This window comes from Microbacterium sp. A93, assembly GCF_051842835.1.
In genome coordinates, this window is record NZ_JBPXMT010000007.1 from 393990 (window position 1) to 412341 (window position 18352).

The following is an 18352-nucleotide window of genomic DNA, read 5'->3' on the forward strand; positions in this document are numbered from 1 at the left end:
TCATTGATGTTCCTTTCGTGTGCTGTGTGAGGGTGCGGAAGCCGCGCGATCGGGAACCGTGCGGCGCAGGAGTGCGTTGAAAAGTCGGGAAGTCAGGCCACTGATACCACCGGGCGCGACGATGATGCAGAGCCCCAGAACGACGGCGAAGATCAGTTGCGCCAGGTATGCCGAGGCGTCACCGGGGACTGCGGCGCTGAACCATGTGGGCAGGTACACGATGATCGCGGCACCTACGATCGCACCCCACCAGGACCGGCTTCCCCCCACGACCGATGCCACCAGCAGAGTGATGGAGAAGATGAGTGGGTATGACTCAGGAACGACCAACCCGAGCACGAATGCGAAGAGCGCTCCGCCGAGTCCGGCAAGAGCCGCACTGATCACGAACACGGTGAACTTGAGCCGCTCTGCGTTGATCCCCATAGCTGCGGCGAGAATCGGATTAGCCCGCACCGCAGCAAGGGCTCGTCCGATCCGTCTGGACACCATGTTGCGCAGGCCGCCGATGCACAGGAGCAGCGCGATCAGCACGACCAAGTACAGCCATTGGGCGTCGGTGAGCGCATCTGTCGGGGAGGTGATACCCGCGGCACTGAGCGTGATGCCTGCCTGCCCCCCGGTAATGTCCGAGAAGCGATAGAGCAGGATCGGAAAAAGTGCGGCAATGACGATCGTGAGCAGACCGAGATTGAAGCCACCCAGACGGACCCCTGGCAGCCCGATCAGTGCACCAACGCCTGCGCACACCACGAGGGCAGCAAGGAGCGCTAGGGACACATGCCAGTCGAGAAACCGCACCGACATCATCGCCACGTAGCCGCCGATTCCGAAGATCGCACCCTGCCCGAGGCTGATCTGACCGGAGAAACCCATCAGCAGATTAAGGCTGATGACGCCGATACCGATGGCGAGCACGCGACTCATTGCGAAGAGGTCGTAGTCGCTGACCACGAAGGGTGTGACGAGTGCAGCCACGATCGCGATCCCCGCGATGGACCGCGGAATCCACCTCTGCATCTGAACCCTCATGCTCGCACCGTGCTTTCCCGACCGAACAGTCCGGCAGGCTTGATCAAAACGACAACGATCGCCACACCGAATGCGAGGAGAACGTTCAGATCTCCGCCCAGCCCAGGGATGTACCGGCCGCCTATGGCCGAGAGCAATCCGACCAACAGCCCGCCGACGACCACGCCGACGCGACTGTTGATTCCTCCGAGGTTCGTCGCCGCCAGGGCCATCAGCAACGGGACGGTCATCATGGCAGGGGATAGTCCGAGCGTCGGCGCCGCCACCACACCGGCGACTGTTCCCACTGCGCAGGAGACCGCCCAGCCGAGCGCCAGCCACAGCCCGGCAGATAAGCCGAGCAGAGCCGCCGATGACTGGTTCTGCGCGACCGCCCTGAGGCGTAGCCCAAATGTGGTGCGAGTGAACACGAGCACCATAATTCCCATGGCCACGCTGACGAGAAGGACACCACCGACTTGCTGGCTGGTCAGACGCAGTCCGCCAAACTGCAGCATCCCCGAGCCGAATGGATTCGGGAAATTGCGCGGATCCGTGCCCCAAATCATGCTGACAACGGCATTGAGGCCAAGAAGCAGGGTCACCCCGAGCGTGGTGAGCGCAGTCTGGTTGCGTTGATCCACCCACCGCACGACGAAAAAGTAGAGCACGGCACCAATTGCGCCCGCCGCGACGATCGCGAAAGGAATCGCCACCCACACGGACCACCCCCACATGAGGGCTGTGTAGGCAAGGTACGCAGCGAGAACCGCCAGTTCACCCTGTGAGAGATTCAGCATGCCCGTGCCCTGGAAAATGACGCTCAGGGCAAGCGCGAGCGCGGCGAACACGACTCCGGTCGTCAACCCATCAAGGGAAATCTGAAGAAACTCGATCATGATGCGTTCTCCTGTGGCTTCGAGCCGCCGAAGTAGTGCTCATCGAGAGCGACTGTGGAGCGGTAATCGGCCGCAGGGCCGTCATGAACGACACGCCCCCGGCTCAGCAACACTGCCCGGTCGGCGACAGCCAGCGACAGTCGCGCGTTCTGCTCGGCCAGCAGGATGGTCAATTCCCATTCGTCGCGTAGCGAGACGAACTGCGCAAACAGCTCTTTCGTCGTGAGCGGAGCGAGCCCAAGCGAGGGCTCGTCAACCAGCAGAAGACGAGGCCGGGCCAGGAGCGCACGCGCGACAGCAAGCATCTGCGCCTGCCCACCCGAAAGAGCGCCAGCGGGGCGCTTGCGGAACTGTTCGAGGACGGGGAAGCTGCGGAACACACGTTGCAGATCGGCGTCCGCCGCGGAACGTCGCCCGCGTGGGCGGGCCGTAATGCCGAGCTGGAGATTCTCCTCCACCGTGAAGTCGGCGAATGTCCCCCGCCCCTCAGGGACGTGCCCGATGCCGAGCTTTGCAATCTGCGCGGTACGCAACCGTGCCAGGTCGACGCCGTCGAAACTACGCGCGCCACCAACAGCGACCGTTCTGCTGATCGCGCGAAGCAGCGACGTCTTTCCTGCCCCGTTCGGGCCGAGCAGCGCAACGATGCTGCCTTCTTCGATTGCAAGATCGATGCCGTGAAGGACTTCCACTTTTCCGTAGGCGGCTGTCACGCCGCGCAGCTCGAGCAGACTCATGCCGCGTCCACGTCGGCGTCGCTGCCGAGATATGCCGCGATCACCGCAGGATTCTTCCGGATGTCCGCAGCCGCTCCACACGCAAGCACGCGCCCGGCATCCAGGACGGCGATCGTCGTGGCATACCTCATGACCAGCGCGACGTCGTGCTCGACGAGCACGCACGTCATCCCTGTTTCCCGTCCGTGCTCGACGATCAGGTCCATGAGCGCATTGGCCTCACTTTCACTCAGGCCAGCAGCTGGCTCGTCGAGCATGAGCAATGTGGGTCTTGCGACGAGGGCTCGCGCAATCTCGACGCGACGTCGATCACCATGGGCGAGTGCCCCCACCGGTGTAGAAGCGTATTCACGCAGCCCGACCCGCTCGATGATTTCCGACGACCACTCCTTGGCGGCAGCCTCGTCGCGACGACTCCGAGGACTAAGCCAAAGATGACCCATCAGCCCGGCATTCGTGCGCGTGTACGTCCCCAACATGACGTTGGTCATCACATCGACATCGTCCAGGAGCGCCGGCGTTTGGAATGTTCGGGCGATACCTGCTTCGGCCCGTCGGAACGCGCGGAGGCCGTCGAGGGGACGCCCGGCCAGAGCAATACTTCCGTCATGGCGGTAGATGCCGCTCACGCAGTTGAACAGCGTCGTCTTCCCCGCCCCATTCGGGCCGATCACCGCGCTCACACCACCGGCGGGAATATCAAACGTGACCGCGTCCAGGGCGCGCACGCCGCGGAACCCGACACCGACATCTGTGAGGGAGAGAGCGGCTGCAGACGACGTCGTCATGAATGAACTCCTTCGTTCTTTCCCATCTGAGCCGACAAGCAACGATCAGGTAAGCGGCACTTCTTTATCCGCACTATCAATGCGCTTTATACCCTGTCGATACAATGAGCCATCCCGACCAATGGAGAGGATCACGCCGACGTGTCCACTCGACCACCACTGTCCCGTCTAGACCTGAATTTGCTGGTCGCTCTCGACGCTCTCCTTTCCGAGCGCAGCGTGACGCGCGCCGCGGAACGCCTACATCTCAGTCAGCCCGCTCTCAGTGCTTCACTCGCCCGTCTGCGAACGCACTTCGGTGACGAAATCCTCGCTCGGCGAGGCAACTCTTACGAGCTGACCGCGCTTGCCATACGCCTCTCCGACCACACTGCAATCGCGCTGGATGCGGCACGGCGCGTATTCGAGAGTCAGGCCGAATGGACCCCCGAGTCCTCCACACGGGAATTCACAATCTACGGATCCGACTACGGCTTCGCGACCATCGGCGCAGCCGCCTCTCGGCTCGCCAAGGACGTCGCGCCCGACGTGCGGTTTCGATTCATCCTGCACAACCCGGCGATCGTCGACGATGCAGCGATCGCGCTTCGCTCGGTGGATGCGATGATCATTCCGCACGGCCACCTCACCGAGATCCCGTTTGCTGACCTGTGGCGCGACCGATGGGTCATCATCGCGGACGAGGGCCACGCCGCGACGATCGGCGAGCTCACGATGGAGATACTCGAGTCATCCCCCTGGGTCTTCACCTATCGTTCGCGGTCAGCCTTCACCGCGGCGACCCGCCAGATGCAGAACCTCGGCCTGGAGCCGAGAGTGGATGCTGTCGTGGAGAGCTTTCTCGCACTCCCACATTTCGTCAAAGGAACGAACCGCCTCGCGCTGGTGCAGGCCGGGCTCGCCCGGGAAGTCAAGGCGCTGGGAGGAATCAGCGTTCTCGAGCCGCCGTTCGATGTGACCGCCGTGGTGAATGCGCTGTGGTGGCATCCGGTGCATGACTTCGATCCGGAACACGTCTGGATGCGCTCGATCTTTCTGCGGGCCGCGCAAGATGTCCCATCAGACTGAGCCGCGTGTGGACTCAGTTCACGTCGTTGATGACCACCGTGAGAACGCTATCCAGGAACCGGCGAGTCACCGCGAGTTGACTCTCGTGACCGACCCCGTAAAGACGCTGGAGCTGAAGTCCATCGGAGAGGGCGACGTAGGTCTGCGCGGCCTCTGCCGGAGTGATCCCCTCGCGCACGTCGCCATGTTCCGCGGCCTCTTCGAACGCGCCACGCACCGTGCCCAGAATCAGCTCGTAGCGTTCGCGGAAGTACACGTGCGCTGGGTGATCATCAGCCGTCGCTTCTGCGGCGAGGATTGCGAACAGCTGAGTGAGGCCACGGTCATCCTGGTCTCGCTCGGCAATCGCGAGCAGGCCACGGAGAAGTTCGACACCGCGCCTTCCTTCGAGGTGACGCACAGCGTCGAGATCGCGTTGTTGCAGGACAGCCTCAAGGAGACCAGGCTTCGTCGGAAAGTGATGAGTCACACCAGGCAGTGTCATCCCCGCACGCTTGGCAATCTCGCTCATCGAGCTGTTCAGATATCCGTAGCGCGCAAACACCCCGAACGCGGCGTCGAGAATCTCCTCGCGCCGCTTCGGGGTCTTGGCATACTCGCCGCGTGGGCCCGGTCTGCGTGGCATCCAGCCAAGCTATCAAAACCTTTCGCAAGTTAAAACTTTCACTCCTTAAGGTTTTCGTGCTAGCTTTTCGTCGTCGCCACAGTTTCGTGCCGATACACCGATCGTTCCGAGAGGACGTGCAAAGATGCACCGCACCAAAATCATGCGCGCCGTTGCCATCGGCGGACTCGTCACCGCGCTTGTTGCAACAGGCTGCTCAGCGCAGGCGCCGGCAGCTAGCGACGAGCCGACGACGCTCCGCCTGGGAGTCGTCACGCAGTTGGCATCGTTCGCCCCCTGGGAAGCATCCTGGGCCAATCAGTCACCGTACCTGCAGGCTGTCTATGACACGCTGCTGCGGACAGACCCCGACGGCACGATCGTGGCGGGGCTTGCCACCTCGTGGGAATGGGACGAGTCGCGAACGATTCTCACGCTCACCCTCCGCGACGACGTGGAGTTCTCCGACGGCACGGCGCTCACCGCGCAGGTTGCAGCCGAAAACCTGACACGTTTCCGTGACGGCACGAGCGAGAATGCGTCTTTCCTCGCCGGAATGACGTCGGCGCAAGCGCCGGATGACACGACGCTCGTCATCACGCTCGGCGCTCCCGATCCCGCACTCCCGGTGTACCTGAGCCAGAACGCCGGCCTCGTCGGCAGCGCGGCGATGTTCGACTCGCCGGATGCGCAGACGACGCCGATCGGAAGCGGCCCGTACCTGCTTGACGAGCAGGACACCGTCGTCGGATCCACGTGGGTGTTCGATGCGAATCCCGACTACTGGGACTCCGAGTCGGCTCACTACGACTCGATCGAGATGAGCTTCTACGGTGATCCGACGGCGCTGATGAACGCTGTCAAGGGCGGCCAGGTGGATGCGACCAACGCGCAGAGTCCGACGCAGATTCCCGAAGCGGAAGCCGCCGGATTCACCGCACTGACATACGAACAGAACTGGAGCGGATTCCTGCTAGTCGACCGTGCCGGCCAGCTCAACCCTGCCCTGGGTGATGTCCGTGTCCGTCAGGCATTCAACTACGCACTCGACCGAGAAGGGCTGCTTCAGGCGCTCACCGGCGGATTGGGCACACCGACTACCCAGGTGTTCAGTGTCCAGTCGTCCGCCTACGATGACGCTCTCAATGACGCCTATCCCTTCGATCCCGAGAAGGCGAAGTCGCTTCTCACCGAAGCCGGATACCCCGACGGCGTCGACCTGGTCATGCCGAGCAACAACTTCGTCCCGGAGTCTGAGTTCGCGATCTACAAGGAGCAGCTGGCAGCCGGCGGCTTCCACGTCGAATGGCAGACGACCGGCGACGACTTGTTCGGACAGATGCTCGGCGGCACGTGGGCGGCGTTCCCGTTCCTCCTGCAGACCGACCCGACATCGTGGCAGACGATCCAGTTCTCGATGCTTCCCGAATCGGCGTGGAATGTGTTCCATGGCGGCGATCCGACGGTCATCGAGCTCGCCGAGGTTGTGCGCTCGGGCGACGAGGCAGACGCGGATGCGGCGGCCAAGGAACTCAACGAGTACATCGTCGATCAGGCATGGTTTGCGCCGATCTATCGGCCATCCTCCGCTTTCCTGACAGCGGAGGGCACCAAAGCGGTCGTTCAGGCCGACAACGCGATGCCGTACCTGTGGAACATCCACCCCTCCGAGTGAGATAGGAAGAACCGTTCCGGGGCCGGTCAAAAACGGTCCCGGAACGGGCACCACCAATGCTGATCTTCATTCTTCGCCGCCTCGTCGCTGGCATTTTGACCGTGGCGAGCATCTGCGTGCTCGGGTTCTTCCTGCTGTACCTCGGTGCCGCAGGCGTCGCCCGACGAATCGTGGGCGCGACCGCCGACCCCGAGATCGTCGCACGCAAGGAACAAGAGCTGGGACTCGATCGCCCGCTTATCATTCAGTTCATCGATTGGGCGAGCGGGGCCCTCACCGGCGATCTCGGCCGTTCCTGGTTCTCCGGGCAGCCGGTCGCTGACGCCCTCATGAGCCGCCTCCCCGTCACACTCTCGCTCACCATCGGTGCGATCCTCGTGACCGCGGTGGTGGGCACTGTCATCGGCGTTATTGCCGCCACCCGCCGCGGCTGGGCCGATCGGAGCATCCAAATCGCCTCTGTCGTCGCGTCCGCGATTCCCGGTTTCCTCGTCGCGTTGGTCCTCGTCCTCACCATCGCCATCGGGCTGCGCTGGGTGCCCGCGACGGGGTACATCCGCCCCGAAACATCGATCGCAGGTTGGCTCTCCACGATCATTCTTCCCGTCATCGCCCTGTCGATTGGCGCCATCGCCAGCGTCGCGCAACAGGTGCGCGGCTCGATGGTGGACGCACAACGCATGGACTACGTGCGAACGCTGCGAGCTCGCGGCATCCCGCACCGCGCCGTCGTATACCGGCACGTCCTCCGGAACGCCTCGGGTCCGGCACTCAGCGTCCTCGGCATCCAGTTCATCGTCCTCTTCGGCGGTGCCGTCGTTGTCGAGCAGGTGTTCTCCCTGCCCGGGCTCGGTCAGACCGCCGTCTCGGCGACGCTCCAGGGCGACATCCCGCTCGTCATGGGATTGCTCGTCATGACCGCACTTATCGTGCTCCTGATCAATCTCGCCGTCGACCTTCTGCAGGGATGGCTCAACCCGAAGGTGCGTCTGTCGTGACAAACTCTGCTGCAGCTCCCGCGCACCGATCGCTCGGCCGTCGCCTCTTGCGCAACCCGCTGGGCGCGGTCTCTTCGGTCTACCTCTTTCTGCTGCTTGCCGTAGCAATTTTCGGCCCAATGCTCGCCCCCTACTCCGCCGATTCGTCTTCGCTCCCCCTCGTGCTCGCGCCACCCAGCCCCGAACATCTGCTCGGTGGCGACAGCGCCGGAAGGGACGTATTCTCCCGACTTATCCACGCGAGCTCGACGAGTCTTCTCGGGGCAACTATCGCCGTCGCTGTCGCCGCTGCACTCGGGGTCACAGGCGGCCTCATCGCGGGGTACCGAGGCGGCTGGTTTGACGGCGTCGCCAGCTGGCTCGCTGGCACGATCCTCTCTCTGCCTGCGATCGTGGTCTTGCTCGCAGCACGCTCGGTGATCGGTCCGTCGATCTGGCTGATCATGGCGATCTTCGGCATCGTGCTGGCGCCCTCTTACTACCGCATCGTCTACGGCGCGGTACTAGGAGTGCGCGGAGAGCTCTACATCGACGCCGCGCGAGTATCAGGGTTGAGTGACCTGCGTATCGTCGGGCGCCACATCCTCACGGCCGTCCGCGCGCCGGTGATCCTGCTGACGGCCGGCCTCTTCGCCGTCGCAATCGCCATCCAAGCGAGCCTGGATTTCCTGGGCGTTGGAGACCCCTCGCTGCCCACCTGGGGAGGGATGCTGAGCGAAGGGTTCACGAACCTCTCGCGCACCCCTTGGCTGATGGTGTGGCCAAGCCTCGCCATCGCGCTGACATGTATTGCGTTGAGTCTTTTCGGCACCGCGTTGCGCGACGAGCTCGAGCAAACGGGTGACGCGACGTCGACACGATACGTCGCCTGGAGCGCTCCCCTGCCACGACCCTCCTCTGCGATCGCACACAACGACGTCGACTCTGAGCCATTGCTCAGCATCGAGGGCCTCTCGATTGCGTACCGCGTCGAGAGCGGCTGGAAAACGGTCGTAGACGACGTGTCGATCGCGATCGGGCGTGGTGAGATTCACGCGCTAATCGGCGAATCCGGTTCCGGTAAAACACAGACGGCATGGTCGACCCTGGGGCTCCTCCCCCAGGGTGGCACCTGCGTCGCTGGCGCGATAAAGCTCAATGACACTGACCTGCTCCGTGTCACCGCCCGTCAGATGGAGCAGGTCCGCGGCCGGCGCATCGGTTATATTCCGCAGGAGCCGATGTCGAACCTCGACCCCTCCTACACAATCGGACATCAGCTCGTGGAGCCGATGCGCGCGGTCCTCGGACTCTCCCGACAGGCAGCTCGCACACGTGCGCTGGAGCTTCTCGACCGTGTCGGGATCACGGATCCGGCACGCACGTTTGCCTCCTACCCACACCAGATCTCAGGCGGTATGGCCCAGCGAGTCCTCATCGCGGGCGCCATCGCCTCGGAGCCCGAGATCATCATCGCCGACGAACCCACGACGGCACTGGATGTCACGGTCCAAGCTGAGATCCTCCAGCTGCTGCGCGGCCTCCAGCGGGAAACAGGAATGTCGATGTTGCTCGTGACCCACAACTTTGGCGTGGTCGCAGATCTGGCCGACCGCGTGTCGGTGATGCGGTTCGGAAGCATCGTCGAGACCGGGTCGGTCGCGGATGTCTTCGCCTCGCCGCAGCACGAATACACGCGCGGGCTGTTTGCCGCGCTCCTCGACGATGCGCCCGCCCGCGGCCCGCTCACTCTCGGATCGGACTCGGTATGACCCTTCGCGAATCACACGTGTCGACGCCGCTGCTCGATGTCCGCGAACTCCGCGTCGCGTACCCGGCGCGCGGCTTCCGCCGTCCGCCCGTCGAGGTACTCCACGGCGTGACCCTCGATGTCCGCGCCGGCGAAACCGTAGGCCTCGTCGGCGAATCAGGCTCGGGTAAGTCGACCCTCGGACGTGCGGTTCTCGGACTCGCGCCCGTCACGGGCGGCACCATCATGATCGACGGTGAAGACGTCTCGCACGCTGCACGGAACCGCCGACGCGCGCTCGCAGGCGACCTGCAGGTCATCTTTCAAGATCCCTATTCTTCGCTGAGCCCGTCACTCACAATCGGCGACACACTTTCCGAGCCGCTCCGCGCAAGCGGAATGTCGTCGAAGGATGCGGCCCGTCGCGTCGGCGACCTGCTCGATCTCGTCCATCTCCCCTCGGACGCTGCACGCCGCCTGCCGCGTGAGTTCAGCGGCGGGCAGCGCCAGCGAATCGCAATCGCCCGTGCCATCGCCCTCGAGCCGCGCATCATCGTATGCGACGAGCCGGTCTCGGCCCTCGACCTCACGACGCAGGCACACATCCTCGATCTCCTGCTCGAAGTCCAGTCGCGAACCGGCGTCGCTTATCTCTTCATCTCGCACGATCTCAATGTCGTGCGGGTGCTGTGCCATCGGGTTGCCGTCATGAGCGGCGGCGAAATTGTCGAGTGGGGCGATGGCGACACTGTGACATCGACCCCCTCACATCCCTATACTCGCCGCCTCCTTCTGGCCTCCCCCGTGGCCGACCCGAAAGAGCAGGCACGCCGCCGCACGCTTCTGCACGCGGCGAAGATCGAATCTGCAACCGCTATGACCGTTATGGAAGAAAAGTCATGAATCATTCTCAGTCGACCGCTCCCGATCAACGCGCTCGTGCGCACGAGGTCGTCGCTGGCTTGAGCGCACAAGAGAAAGCAGGGTTGCTCTTTCACCCGATCCTCATGATCGGCGCAGACCACGATCCGGATGCGCCTTCGCCGTTCGGACCGTCCAGTCGCGAGCTGATCGAGGATCACGGCATCCGCCATTTCTGTCTTGCCTCAATCCCGTCTCCGGTAGAGACTGCGGCGGTGCTCGCTCGCTTGCAGGAGATCGCTGTATCGCACGGATCTCGGCTGCCCATTGTCTTCTCGAGTGACCCGCGTCACTCATTCCTCAGCAATATGGGCGCGACACATCGCGCCGAAGGTGTTTCACAGTGGCCCGAACCGATAGGTCTCGGTGCCCTTGATGACCCAGAGCTGGTCGAGAAGTTCGCCCGGATCGTACGCGACGATTACCGCGCGATGGGCATTCGCATGGCGTTACACCCACAGGTCGACCTCGCCACCGATGCACGGTGGGCACGCCAGGCACAGAGCTTCGGCGCCGACCCCGCACTCACGTCGCGCCTACTTTCCGCATTCCTCGCCGGCCTCCAGGGCCCAGAACTTGGCAGCACGAGCGTCGCGGCCACCGTCAAACACTTCCCCGGTGGAGGCCCGCAGAAGGACGGCGAAGACCCACATTTCCCTTACGGACGCGAGCAGGTGTATCCGGGCGGACGCTTCGACGAGCACCTTCTTCCGTTCCGCACCGCGATCGCCGCTGGCGTCGCGGCGATCATGCCCTACTACGGTATGCCGGTCGGCCTTACTCGCAACGGTCGCCGGGTCGAGGAGGTCGGATTCGCATTCAACCGGGCGCTCATCACAGACCTGCTTCGAGACGAGCTGGGCTTTACCGGTGTCGTGCTGAGTGACTTCGGTCTCATCACCGACGCGCACGTGTTCGGTAAGCCATTCCCAGCCCGCGCGTGGGGCGTCGAACATCTCGACTCCGCGGGTCGGATGGCGCGTCTTTTTGCCGCGGGCGTCGACCAACTCGGCGGCGAGAGCGATACTGCACAGCTGCTCCGTCTGCTTGACGATGATCTTGTCAGCGAAGACCGCATCAACGCCGCGGCGACGCGAATCGTCGATGTCATGCTGCGGCTCAACGGCGACGATTCGGGATCATCTGTGCCCGATGCCGCGCTGATCCCCGCTCCTGAGCACGTCACGCTAGGCCTCCTCGCTCAATCGCGGGCGATCACCGTGCTGAAGTGCCCCGACAACGCGCTGCCGTTGACCGGCCCCCTCCGCGTGCACGTCCGCGGCTTCGACCCCATCTCGCTACCAACAGGTTGGGACGCTACCGACCTGGACAATGCTGAAGTCGCGATCGCGCGCCTGTCGGCGCCGTTTGAGCCTCGCGACCAGTATTTCCTCGAAGCGGGGATGGAGCAGGGTTCGCTGGAGTTCCCCACCGAAGTGGTCGAGCAGCTGCGCGCGGTCGCAGCGCTTGTTCCACTGATCATCTCGGTGACGCTCAGCCGCCCGGCGATCCTGACGACCCTCGATGAGTTCGCCACTGTGATCGTTGGCGACTATGGTGCTTCCGACGCGGCACTATTGGATGCGCTCACTGGTCAAGTTACTCCCGAAGGGCGGCTCCCCTTCGAACTGCCGCGCAGCATGGCGGCGATCGCGGCGAGCAGGCCAGATGTGCCAGGCGACACCGTCGCCCCGCTGTACCCCGCAGGCTGGAGTGCGACACCCTCGCTTAAAGCAGAAGGAGTAAGCCGATGAGCACTCCCGTCCACATTGAGTCCGTCTCGGCGGAGCGCCGTAGGGACACCCCGTTTGTCGCGACCGATCGTCCTCGCCTGTCTTGGATCGTCGACTCTGCCCCTTCGGGATGGAAACAGGCACGAGCACAGGTCCGCCTCGATGGAGCGCAGGTCGCACATCTCGAGGGGGATGACCATGTTTTCGTGACCTGGCCTTTCGCACCCCTGCAAGACGACGCCCCGCACACCATAGAACTGCGAGTTGTGGGTGCGAACGATCAGGCATCCGATTGGAGTGCACCGCTCGTCGTACGCCTCGCGCAGGTCGCCGAGTGGAAGGCGCCGTTCATCGGCCTGGCCACGCCCACTCGTCCGGCCCACCCGGTGTTGTTGTCGCGCACCATCGATGTCGCCGAGGGTCTTGTCTCGGCGGTCATGCATGTCTCCGCGCTCGGCATCGCCGCCGTCACCATCGACGACACGTCGATCGATGATTCCGTCCTGGGCCCGGGGTGGACAAGCTACGACTCACGCGTCCTCCACGACACGATGGACGTCCTACCGTTGCTCTCCCCCGGCTCGCACGACCTACGCGTTGCGCTGACGGGCGGCTGGTACACAGAGGAGTACGGCTTCGGCCCGCAGGGCACCCGCGTGTATGGAGAGCAGCCGGCTGTCGCCGCCGAGCTCCACCTGCGCTGGGCAGACGGCCGTCGACAAGTGATCGGAACGGATGCGTCGTGGCACGCGACCGGTACCTGGCAGGTCGTTGACTCGGGCATCTATGCCGGTGAGACTGTTGACCTTCGACGCGATCCAGTGGACCACGCACCCGCAGTGATCATTGAAACGCCGCTTGTTCCGATCGCGCGAGGGTTCGAGCCCGTCCGCAGGATCGAGACCATCGCGCCGGTGTCAATCGAGCGCACCAGCGCCGACACCTATCGACTCGACTTCGGTCAGAATCTCGTGGGCAACCTGCGTCTTTCGGTGAACGGGCCGGAGGGAACCGAGATTACGGTGCGCCACGCAGAGGTTCTTGAGAACGGCGAGCTCGCGACTCGGCCGCTCCGCCGTGCGAGTGCTACCGATCGGTACATTCTGGATGGCGGCGGGCATCGCGTTCTCGAGCCGATGGGCACATTCCATGGCTTCCGCTTCGCCGAGATCTCGGGGTGGCCCGGCGAGCTCGATCCCCGCGCCATCGTCGCCGTCGTGATTCACACAGACATGCGTCGCACTGCCTGGTTCGATTCCTCTGCTCCCCTTCTCAACAGGTTGCACGAGAACGTCGTGTGGTCGATGCGCGGAAACTTCCTCTCGGTGCCCAGCGATTGTCCGCAGCGTGATGAGCGGATGGGCTGGACCGGAGACGCGCAGGTTTTCGCCCCGACGGCGGCAACGCTCTTCGACTGCGATGGTTTTCTGTCGAATTGGCTGGAGGATCTCGCCTTCGAGCAGAGCAAGCGCGATGGAATCGTGCCGTTCGTCGTTCCCGATGTGCTGCGATTCCCGGTCGCGCCGACGGCGGCGTGGGGAGACGCTGCGACGGTGATCCCGACTGTACTGGCTGACCGTTTCGGTGATGAAGCGGTCCTTGTGCGACAGTTCGACTCCATGCGCGCTTGGGTCGACAGCATCCTTCCGCTGCTGGACGCGGACGGTCTCTGTGCCAACCACAACCAGCTCGGCGACTGGCTCGATCCGCTGGCACCGCCGGATGCCCCGAGCCTCGCACAGACGCCGGGTGACATCGTCGCCACTGCATATCTGTTTCGATCCGCAGATCTCGTGGCTCGTACGGCAGCCAGGGTCGGGCGTCCCGAGTTCATCGCGCGTTACGCTGCGATCGCCGAGCGCACGCGCCAGGCATTCTTGGCCGCGTATGTGACTCCGCTCGGCCGCATGACTGCGGATGCGCCCACCGCATATGCGCTGGCTCTCGTCTTCGGCATCTCGACCGATCCCAGACAGCGTCGAGCACTCGGCGATCGACTGGCGCATGTTTCCCGCCGCACAGCGTTTCACATCGCGACCGGGTTCGTGGGCACTCCGCTCGTGCTCGACGCGCTCGTGGACACGGGTCATGTTGAGACAGCCGGTCGACTGCTGCTACAGACGGGCTATCCGTCATGGCTCTATCCGGTCACAATGGGCGCAACAACGGTGTGGGAGCGGTGGGACTCGATGCTCCCCGACGGATCCGTTAACCCGGGCGAGATGACAAGCTTCAACCATTACGCGTTCGGCGCCGTCGTCGACTGGCTGCACCGCAGGGTCGCGGGTGTCACCCCCATCGAACGCGCGTACCGCCGAATTCGCTTCGCTCCGACGCTCGTTGACGGTCTCGAACACGCAGCGACGACAATCGACACGCCGTCCGGTCGAGTGATCGGCGGGTGGGAGCGGTCAGGCAAAACGATCGCGCTGCGACTGACAGTGCCTGTCCACTCCACCGCCGAAGTTGTCCTGCCAGACGGAACCGCTGTTGAGGTCGGCCACGGCACGCACTCATGGACGGTCCCCGCGCCTACTGGACGCAGCGAACTTCCATTGCCGTCGTTGGAATCAACGTTCCGCGAGATCGCCGACGATGCGGACGCATTGGCGACTGTCCTCGCGACGTTGGAAGAGCAGGACCCCGCGTATGCCGCGCTCGCGCGGCGCCGGATCGATTGGAACGTCGAGGACCCGCTGCCAGCAGGGCTGTATGACATGCCGCCCGCAGCGTTTGGTGCCCTCGCGGGCGCGCTGGGCAATCTCGCGGCAACGCGCTCTCAGGACCGAGCCGGAGGCGTCACGCAACCACGGCTGTAAACCGTCCACCCGACTCGATCCGCTGATCCTCAGCGCCCGGAAGTAGAACGACACCTTCGACGCCAGTTGGCACCGAGAGGGTGTATTCGGTTCCGTCCGCCGTGCGTTGCCAGGCTGCCTCAATGGATCTTCCGCGATCCATTCTTGAGTCAGGCAATGGGACGGTGAGAGACCGAGGGAAAAGATCCCTCCGTCTCCGTGCGCCAAGCCTTAGGGAAATGCGACGTGATCAGCACTTTCACGCATGCTTGCCGGGCGGAACGGACACTCTTGGCCGACGATTCCGTGGGCAATTTGACGCAAACCCGACGCAGAGTCTTTAGAAAATAGCTTCTGACCAGGGATTTAATGGCGGAGACGGAGGGATTTGAACCCCATCTTTCGATTCCCGTCTCGTCCCGAATCAGTCAGAAACCCCGGATCTACGCGGTTTCAGGACTCGGAAGATCTGGTCTCAGCCCGTCTCAGCGGGGTTGGTTCTTGTTCAGTTTGACGCAAAATGTGGGCACGGATCCAGACTCTCGCACTGCCATATCGGCGGTCACAATTCTGAGTTCCCGACCAGTCTCTCGCACCCCAACTGGAAGCGCTAGAGGTGAAGCCGCTCAAGCACCCCACCCGGCAATGGCCTCAATCGACTCTGCGGCGAGTAGGTCCACCCGGTGCAGCCACCTGACCCGCTCTGATGCTGTACGCCCCAGCGGGCGCACAGCACCGGGTGCTTAGCGGTGCGTGAAAACTGGCGCCCGCTTGTCGCGGAAGGCGGCCATCCCCTCGGTCTGGTCGTCCAGAGCGAACGTCGCCGCGAAGGCCTGCTTTTCGAATCGCATCCCCTCGGCGAGGGTGGTCTCCTGCGCCGCCTGCAATGCAGCCTTCGCCGCATAGATGACCGGGAGCGACTTCGACGCGATCGTCTCGGCAACTTTCGCTGCTTCGGCCAGCAGCTCATCCGCAGGGATGACTCGTGAGACGAGGCCTGACCGCTCGGCTTCCTCGGCGCCCATGATGCGTCCGGTGAGCACCAGCTCGGCAGCCTTGTACTTCCCGATCGCACGGGGAAGGCGCTGGGTGCCGCCGATACCAGGGATGACGCCGAGGTTGATCTCCGGTTGACCGAACTTCGCAGTGTCGGCGGCGAGGATGATGTCCGCCATCATCGCGAGCTCGCATCCGCCACCAAGCGCGAACCCGGCCACGGCGGCGATCACGGGGGTGCGCAGCCGGCCGAAGTCGTTCCAGTCGGCGAACGGATCGTTGAGATACATATCGATGTATCCCTTGTCCGCCATCTCCTTGATATCTGCACCGGCGGCGAAGGCTTTGGCGGAACCGGTAATTACGATGGCGCCAATGCCGGGATCATCATCGAAGGCCTTTCCCGCCGCAACGACCTCGCTGATGAGCTTCGCGTTCAGCGCGTTGAGCGCTTCGGGGCGGTTCAGCGTGATCCAGCCGACACGGCCTTTAGTCTCGGTGATGATCGTTTCGTAGTCGCTCACAGTTGCTCCTGTCAGGCGTCCGCGCTCTGCGCACGGATCGTGTTGATGATTCCGGAGAAGTCCTTGCGTGCACCGTCACCGTCGGCGAACGCACGGTAGATCTCACGCGCGTGGCGCCCGAGCTGCGCATCGACACCGGTCAGCTCGATGGCCGACTCTGCCAGACCGAGATCCTTCGACATGAGGGCGCCGGCGAACCCGGGCTCGTAATCGTTGTTGGCGGGGCTGGTAGCCACGGGGCCGGGGACGGGGCAGTTTGTCGTCAGCGCCCAGCACTGCCCGGAGGCGTTCGATGCGACATCGAACAGCGCCTGATGGCTGAGCCCGAGCCGCTCGCCGAGCACGAATGCCTCGGCGACGGCGATCTGTGTGATCCCGAGGATCATGTTGTTGCAGACCTTCGCTGCCTGGCCGAGACCCGAGCCGCCGCAGTGCACGATGCGTCCGCCCATCACATCCAAGATCGGTTGGATCGTCTGGAAGTCTTCATCGCTGGCTCCGACCATGAACGCCAGCGTGCCCTTCTCCGCACCGACCACACCGCCCGAGACAGGAGCATCCGCTGCCCGGTGCCCCGTCTCGATAGCCAGATCATGAGCCTTCCGCGCCTCATCAACAGCGATCGTCGAAGAATCGATGAACAACGTCCCCGGCTTCGCCGAGGCCAACAGCCCCGGGGCGCCCGCCACACCGGAATACGCGCCAATCACATGCGCGCCACTGGGGAGCATCGTTATCACGATGTCGACATCCGCCACCGCGGAGACGGCATCCGGGGAAATCTCGATACCGGCCGCGCGCCCAGCGTCGAGGGCGGCGGGCATCGGATCGAAGCCGATGACCCTGTGGCCCGCCTTCACCAGGTTGGCCGCCATGGGACCTCCCATGTGGCCCAGGCCGAGGAATGCGATATTCGTCATATTTTCACTTCTCCTTCATGCGGCCGTGCGTGCAGCAAGGCCCAGTTCACGGACATCCAACGGGTCAAAGAATGCTGCGACAACTGCCGTTTCGACGGCACCGGCCGGCTCCCACCTGGGGTTCCGGTCCTTGTCGATGACCTGCGCTCGAACGCCTTCAGTGAAATCGTGTGCCTTGAGCATCCTCAGCGACACCCGATACTCCTGGTCGAGGGCTTCCTCCAGCGACGACAGCTGAGCGGCGCGGCGCAACGATTCTCGGGTCACAGCCAGCGCCGTCGGCGACTTGGCAACGATCGCGTCTGCGGCCTGGCCTGCTTCTGCGATCCCGCTCGCGCGCAAACGACTGATGATTTCATCGACATCGTCCGTGGCGAACGCCTCATCGATCCAGGAACGCGCAGCACGCAGCGGTGCCTCTCCTTGGTCTTCTGAGAGAAGCATGACCGTTTCACCGGCGTCGGTCGTCTCAAGTGCCGCCAGTAGGTTCGCGATCCTTTCGGAGCGGATGTAGACGTCGCTGAGCCCGGCTTCGATCGCGTCCGCCGCGCTGACAGACGCCGCGGTGAGCGCGAGGAACGTCCCGATCTCGCCGGGCGCGCGCGATAGCAACCACGTCGCGCCGACGTCCGGGACGAATCCGATACCGACCTCGGGCAGGCCCAGACGCCCCCGCTCGGTCACCACCCGGTGCGACGCGTGCGCGGAGATGCCGATACCCCCACCCAGAACGATCCCATCCTGGACAGCCACGATCGGCTTAGGGAAGCGGGCGATCTCAGAGTTGAGATGATACTCGTCGAACCAGAACTCAGCAGAAGCAGATCCATCCCCGGAGACGGCATCGTTGTACAGCGACACGATATCTCCACCGGCGCAGAGCCCCCTTTCGCCCGCACCGACGATCGCGACGGTGGCGACAGAGTCATCTGTGGCCCATTGAGCGAGTGT

Annotated in this window: 16 protein-coding genes; 7 read left to right on the top strand and 9 right to left on the bottom strand. The window is 63.9% G+C overall.

The genetic code is table 11. The features are described 5' to 3' along the window. From ACSU1G_RS19420 to ACSU1G_RS19435, 4 genes are read right to left on the bottom strand one after another with little or no spacing between them, the layout of a single operon-like run. Positions 1–1032: a branched-chain amino acid ABC transporter permease gene (locus tag ACSU1G_RS19420; protein WP_439281622.1), complete on the bottom strand. Its 1032-nt coding sequence runs from the start codon at positions 1030–1032 to the stop codon at positions 1–3. Further along, positions 1029–1910: a branched-chain amino acid ABC transporter permease gene (locus ACSU1G_RS19425; RefSeq protein WP_439281623.1), complete on the bottom strand. Its 882-nt coding sequence runs from the start codon at positions 1908–1910 to the stop codon at positions 1029–1031. The genes ACSU1G_RS19420 and ACSU1G_RS19425 overlap by 4 nt, the downstream gene beginning before the upstream one ends. Beyond that, a complete protein-coding gene (locus tag ACSU1G_RS19430; protein WP_439281624.1) occupies positions 1907–2647 on the bottom strand; it encodes an ABC transporter ATP-binding protein in 741 nt (246 codons plus the stop codon). The genes ACSU1G_RS19425 and ACSU1G_RS19430 overlap by 4 nt, the downstream gene beginning before the upstream one ends. Continuing rightward, entirely contained in the window at positions 2644–3435 is a 792-nt protein-coding gene (locus ACSU1G_RS19435; RefSeq protein ID WP_439281625.1) for an ABC transporter ATP-binding protein, read from the bottom strand. The genes ACSU1G_RS19430 and ACSU1G_RS19435 overlap by 4 nt, the downstream gene beginning before the upstream one ends. Positions 3436–3576: 141 nt before the next feature. Between ACSU1G_RS19435 and ACSU1G_RS19440 the strand changes: the two genes are divergently transcribed. After that, entirely contained in the window at positions 3577–4503 is a 927-nt protein-coding gene (locus tag ACSU1G_RS19440; RefSeq protein WP_439281626.1) for a LysR family transcriptional regulator, read from the top strand. Between the two features lie 13 nt (positions 4504–4516). Here ACSU1G_RS19440 and ACSU1G_RS19445 read toward each other — a convergent pair whose 3' ends face one another. Further along, complete coding sequence (locus tag ACSU1G_RS19445; RefSeq protein ID WP_439281627.1) at positions 4517–5128, bottom strand: TetR family transcriptional regulator; 612 nt, start codon at positions 5126–5128, stop codon at positions 4517–4519. A 124-nt stretch (positions 5129–5252) separates the two neighbouring features. On the opposite strand from ACSU1G_RS19445, the gene ACSU1G_RS19450 reads away from it, so the two are divergent. From ACSU1G_RS19450 to ACSU1G_RS19475, 6 genes are read left to right on the top strand one after another with little or no spacing between them, the layout of a single operon-like run. After that, positions 5253–6782, top strand: a complete 1530-nt coding sequence (locus ACSU1G_RS19450; protein WP_439281628.1) for an ABC transporter substrate-binding protein — start codon at positions 5253–5255, stop codon at positions 6780–6782. 56 nt (positions 6783–6838) lie between these two features. Beyond that, positions 6839–7780 (top strand): ABC transporter permease, encoded by a 942-nt coding sequence (locus ACSU1G_RS19455; protein WP_439281629.1) that lies wholly within the window; start codon positions 6839–6841, stop codon positions 7778–7780. Then, positions 7777–9531, top strand: a complete 1755-nt coding sequence (locus ACSU1G_RS19460; protein ID WP_439281630.1) for an ATP-binding cassette domain-containing protein — start codon at positions 7777–7779, stop codon at positions 9529–9531. The genes ACSU1G_RS19455 and ACSU1G_RS19460 overlap by 4 nt, the downstream gene beginning before the upstream one ends. A 17-nt stretch (positions 9532–9548) precedes the next feature. Then, positions 9549–10412, top strand: a complete 864-nt coding sequence (locus ACSU1G_RS19465) for an ATP-binding cassette domain-containing protein (RefSeq protein ID WP_439281631.1) — start codon at positions 9549–9551, stop codon at positions 10410–10412. After that, positions 10409–12184: a glycoside hydrolase family 3 protein gene (locus ACSU1G_RS19470; RefSeq protein ID WP_439281632.1), complete on the top strand. Its 1776-nt coding sequence runs from the start codon at positions 10409–10411 to the stop codon at positions 12182–12184. Before ACSU1G_RS19465 ends, ACSU1G_RS19470 begins: the two co-directional genes overlap by 4 nt. Beyond that, positions 12181–14982, top strand: coding sequence for a family 78 glycoside hydrolase catalytic domain (locus ACSU1G_RS19475; RefSeq protein ID WP_439281633.1), 2802 nt, complete (start codon positions 12181–12183; stop codon positions 14980–14982). Before ACSU1G_RS19470 ends, ACSU1G_RS19475 begins: the two co-directional genes overlap by 4 nt. On the opposite strand, the gene ACSU1G_RS19480 is transcribed toward ACSU1G_RS19475, so the two are convergent. From ACSU1G_RS19480 to ACSU1G_RS19495, 4 genes are all read right to left on the bottom strand, one after another. Next, complete coding sequence (locus ACSU1G_RS19480; RefSeq protein WP_439281634.1) at positions 14963–15124, bottom strand: alpha-L-rhamnosidase C-terminal domain-containing protein; 162 nt, start codon at positions 15122–15124, stop codon at positions 14963–14965. The genes ACSU1G_RS19475 and ACSU1G_RS19480 overlap by 20 nt on opposite strands. A gap of 580 nt (positions 15125–15704) precedes the next feature. Continuing rightward, the gene (locus ACSU1G_RS19485; protein ID WP_439281635.1) at positions 15705–16481 is read right to left on the bottom strand and encodes an enoyl-CoA hydratase; all 777 of its coding nucleotides are present in this window, start codon (positions 16479–16481) and stop codon (positions 15705–15707) included. Positions 16482–16492: 11 nt separating this feature from the next. Beyond that, a complete protein-coding gene (mmsB, locus tag ACSU1G_RS19490) occupies positions 16493–17401 on the bottom strand; it encodes a 3-hydroxyisobutyrate dehydrogenase (RefSeq protein WP_439281636.1) in 909 nt (302 codons plus the stop codon). Between the two features lie 15 nt (positions 17402–17416). Continuing rightward, on the bottom strand, positions 17417–18352 hold a 936-nt coding region (locus ACSU1G_RS19495), incomplete at its 5' end, for a 3-hydroxyisobutyryl-CoA hydrolase (protein ID WP_439281637.1).

Excerpts from the sequence above, each read along its gene's own strand:
- ACSU1G_RS19420 (WP_439281622.1), bottom strand. The coding sequence starts at position 1,032 with ATGAGGGTTCAGATGCAGAGGTGGATTCCGCGGTCCATCGCGGGGATC.
- ACSU1G_RS19425 (WP_439281623.1), bottom strand. The coding sequence starts at position 1,910 with ATGATCGAGTTTCTTCAGATTTCCCTTGATGGGTTGACGACCGGAGTC.
- ACSU1G_RS19430 (WP_439281624.1), bottom strand. The coding sequence starts at position 2,647 with ATGAGTCTGCTCGAGCTGCGCGGCGTGACAGCCGCCTACGGAAAAGTG.
- ACSU1G_RS19435 (WP_439281625.1), bottom strand. The coding sequence starts at position 3,435 with ATGACGACGTCGTCTGCAGCCGCTCTCTCCCTCACAGATGTCGGTGTC.
- ACSU1G_RS19445 (WP_439281627.1), bottom strand. The coding sequence starts at position 5,128 with ATGCCACGCAGACCGGGCCCACGCGGCGAGTATGCCAAGACCCCGAAG.
- ACSU1G_RS19450 (WP_439281628.1), top strand. The coding sequence starts at position 5,253 with ATGCACCGCACCAAAATCATGCGCGCCGTTGCCATCGGCGGACTCGTC.
- ACSU1G_RS19455 (WP_439281629.1), top strand. The coding sequence starts at position 6,839 with ATGCTGATCTTCATTCTTCGCCGCCTCGTCGCTGGCATTTTGACCGTG.
- ACSU1G_RS19470 (WP_439281632.1), top strand. The coding sequence starts at position 10,409 with ATGAATCATTCTCAGTCGACCGCTCCCGATCAACGCGCTCGTGCGCAC.
- ACSU1G_RS19475 (WP_439281633.1), top strand. The coding sequence starts at position 12,181 with ATGAGCACTCCCGTCCACATTGAGTCCGTCTCGGCGGAGCGCCGTAGG.
- ACSU1G_RS19480 (WP_439281634.1), bottom strand. The coding sequence starts at position 15,124 with ATGGATCGCGGAAGATCCATTGAGGCAGCCTGGCAACGCACGGCGGAC.
- mmsB (WP_439281636.1), bottom strand. The coding sequence starts at position 17,401 with ATGACGAATATCGCATTCCTCGGCCTGGGCCACATGGGAGGTCCCATG.